This is a genomic window from Acidovorax sp. KPB24-03, assembly GCF_057546605.1.
In genome coordinates this window covers 1-3239 of sequence record NZ_BAAJYR010000394.1, presented here as the reverse complement: position 1 = coordinate 3239, position 3239 = coordinate 1, and the positions used below count along the sequence as shown (strand labels likewise).

Below are 3239 nucleotides of genomic sequence, written 5' to 3'. Positions count from 1 at the left end.
AGCGGGGGTTCGGGCGCCGGGCCGGGCGCGACCACGCCGCCGTGCACACGGCGCAGCACGCCCTGCGCCTCCAGCTCGACGAGGTCGCGCCGCACGGTCTCGCGCGAAACGTCGAGGTCCTTCACGATGCGCTCGGTGCTCACGCGGGTGAGCGTGGCCAGCAGCGTGCGGATGCGGATGAATCGTTCTTCCTGCAGCATGTCCTGTGATCCTGTCGTGTCGGTTCGTTCGCGGGTGGGGATAGCGCAGGGGCCGTGCCCGCGGTCCGGTGGTGCCGGGTGGCTCCGTTCACCCGCAGGCGCCGGTGTCCTGGAGCATCGCGAAAGAACGGGGGAGGGGGTGTGCGTGTTCCGTGCGGCCCCGGTCGATGCGATGGGGTGCATGGGTGCCCAGTGTTATCTTTTGCATGAAAGGGCACAAGCACCCAATATGCCAAGGTCAGGCGTCCGTTTCGTGACGGGTGCCAGTGCCGGGCAAGCAGTGGGGGCGCCGTGTCGATAGATGATTTTGTAGTTAGCAATGCATAAATCATTCGTTCCGGTTTGGAGGTGTGCTGAATAAAGTGGCAACCCAGAGGGCCCCGCCGGGCCCGTTCAAAGGTGGTTCACCATGTCGGCAGTTCTGTCCCACGCCCCGGTTTCCGCGACGGCCATCGCCCTGGACGATGATGCCGCGCCGCAGCCCTTCGATATCCGCCCGGTGGCCGGCGCCGCAGGCCCGCTGGGCGCCGAGGTGGTGGGCCTCGATCTGTCGCGGCCCCTCGGCGCGCAGGACTTCGACCGCATTCACCGTGCCCACCTGGCGCACCACGTGCTGGTGTTCCGCGACCAGCGCATCACCCCGCGCCAGCACATTGATTTCAGCCGCCGCTTCGGCCCGCTGCAGATCCATGTGCTGAAGAACTTCCAGCTGGCCGATCACCCCGAGATCCTGATCGTCTCCAACATCAAGGACGCCGGCGGCCAGCCCATCGGGCTGGGCGATGCGGGCCATTACTGGCATTCCGACCTGTCGTACAAGGAAAAGCCCAGCCTGGGCTCGCTGCTGCACGCGCAGGAGTTGCCCTCAGAGGGTGGCGATACGCTGTTTGCCGACCAGCACGCGGCCTACGATGCCTTGCCCCAGGCGCTCAAGAACGCCATCGCCCCGCTGCAGGCCGAGCACAGCTACCTGGCCAAGTACGAGGAGCTGCGCGCCCGCAGCCCCTGGCGCCCGAAGCTCACGCAGGCACAGATCGACGAGGTGGCGCCCGCCGTGCACCCGGTGGTGCGCACCCACCCCGAAACCGGCCGCAAGGCGCTCTTCGTGAGCGAGCACTTCACCACGCGCCTCGTCGGCCTGCCCGACGATGAAAGCCGCGCGCTGCTGGACGAACTGTTCGCCGCCAGCGTGCGGCCGGAGTTCCTGTACCGGCACCGCTGGCTGCCGCACGACCTCGTGTTCTGGGACAACCGCTCGGTCATGCACCTGGCGGCCGGCACGCCCGACAGCGAGCGCCGCAAGCTCTACCGCACCACGGTCGAGGGTGACCTGCCGTTCTGAACGGCCGCCGCCTTCGCCCCTGCGTTTCTCCCTTCCCCTTCTTCGTTGCTTCTCGCTTCTCGCTTCTCGCGCCAGGAAATGCCCACCATGCACCAGCCTTCACGCCGCGGCATCGCCCGCCGCACCCTTGCCGCCCTGGCCGCTGCCGGCCTCATCGCCTGCGGGGTGGGGCTGCCCGCCGCTTCGCACGCGGCTGAAGGCCAGTTGCGCATCGCGCAGCAGTTCGGCGTGGTGTATCTGCTGTTGAATGTGGCGCAGGACCAGAAGCTCATCGAAAAGCACGGCAAGGCGGCGGGCATCGACATCCAGGTCGATTACCTCCAGCTGTCCGGCGGCTCTGCGGTCAACGATGCCCTGCTGTCGGGCAACATCGACATCGCAGGCGCTGGCGTGGGCCCGCTGTTCACGCTGTGGGACCGCACCAAGGGCCGCCAGAACGTGAAGGGCGTGGCCTCGCTGGGCAACTTTCCGTACTACCTGGTGAGCAACAACCCCAAGGTGAAGACGCTGGCCGACTTCACCGAGCAGGACCGCATCGCGCTGCCCGCCGTCGGCGTGTCGGTGCAGTCGCGCGTGCTGCAGATGGCCTCGGCCAAGCTCTGGGGCGACAAGGAGTTCAACCGCCTGGACAAGATCCAGGTGGCCCTGCCGCACCCCGATGCCGCCGCCGCGATCATCAAGGGCGGCACCGAGATCACGGGCCACTTCGGCAACCCGCCGTTCCAGGAACAGGAACTGGCCGGCAACCCGGCCGCGCGCATCGTGCTCAACTCCTACGACGTGCTGGGCGGGCCTTCGTCGGCCACCGTGCTGTACGCGACCGAGAAATTCCGCCGCGAGAGCCCCAAGACCTACAAGGCGTTCCTGGATGGCCTGGACGAGGCCGCCAAGTTCATCACCGCCCACCCCGAGAAGGCGGCGGACATCTACCTGCGTGTGACCGGCGCCAAGACCGACCGGGACCTGCTGCTCAAGATCATCAAGAACCCGGAAGTCCAGTTCAAGGTGAAACCCGAGAACACGCTGGGCATGGGCCAGTTCCTGCACCGCGTGGGCGCCATCAAGAACGCGCCGACCACGCTCAAGGACTATTTCTTCGAAGACGCCCACACCGCGGGCGGCAACTGACGCGCGCCATGCGGACGGGACCCCTTTCCCCCGCGCTGATGGAGCGCCTGGAGCCCGAGACCGGCGGCGCCGGCGGTGGCGTGGCCCCGGCGGCCGGGCCGCTGCCCACCCGCGCGGTGGACCCATCGGCGCTGCTGCACGTGGAGGGCGTGAGCATCGACTACCGCACGCGCGACACCGTGGTGCGGGCCACGCACCGGGTGGATTTCCAGGTGCATGCGGCCGACCGCTTCGTGCTGCTGGGCGCTTCGGGCTGCGGCAAATCGACGCTGCTCAAGGCCATTGCAGGCTTCATCCCGCCGAGCGAAGGCCGCATCGTGCTCGGCGGCCAGCCCGTCACGCGGCCCGGGCCCGACCGCGTGGTGGTGTTCCAGGAGTTCGACCAGCTGCCGCCCTGGAAGACCGTGCGCGAGAACGTCATGTTCCCGCTGCTGGCCGCACGCCGCGCCAGCCGCGCCGAAGCTGCGGAGCGCGCGGCGCTCTACCTCGACAAGGTGGGGCTGTCCCGGTTCGCCGATGCGCACCCGCACCAGCTGTCGGGCGGCATGAAGCAGCGCGTGGCCATCGCC

Annotated in this window: 4 protein-coding genes; 3 read left to right on the top strand and 1 reads right to left on the bottom strand. The window is 68.4% G+C overall.

Going from position 1 to position 3239, the window contains the following annotated elements; genetic code table 11:
- A partial coding sequence (locus tag AC27KI_RS21520) for a DeoR family transcriptional regulator (protein ID WP_487090799.1) occupies positions 1-200 on the bottom strand: 200 nt, incomplete at its 3' end.
- A gap of 409 nt (positions 201-609) precedes the next feature.
- On the opposite strand from AC27KI_RS21520, the gene AC27KI_RS21515 reads away from it, so the two are divergent.
- The 3 genes from AC27KI_RS21515 to AC27KI_RS21505 all read left to right on the top strand — a co-directional run.
- Complete coding sequence (locus tag AC27KI_RS21515; protein ID WP_284405255.1) at positions 610-1542, top strand: TauD/TfdA dioxygenase family protein; 933 nt, start codon at positions 610-612, stop codon at positions 1540-1542.
- Positions 1543-1620: 78 nt separating this feature from the next.
- The gene (locus AC27KI_RS21510; RefSeq protein ID WP_487090798.1) at positions 1621-2670 is read left to right on the top strand and encodes an ABC transporter substrate-binding protein; all 1050 of its coding nucleotides are present in this window, start codon (positions 1621-1623) and stop codon (positions 2668-2670) included.
- Between the two features lie 8 nt (positions 2671-2678).
- Positions 2679-3239: ATP-binding cassette domain-containing protein (locus AC27KI_RS21505; protein ID WP_487115742.1), on the top strand; the 561-nt coding region annotated here is incomplete at its 3' end.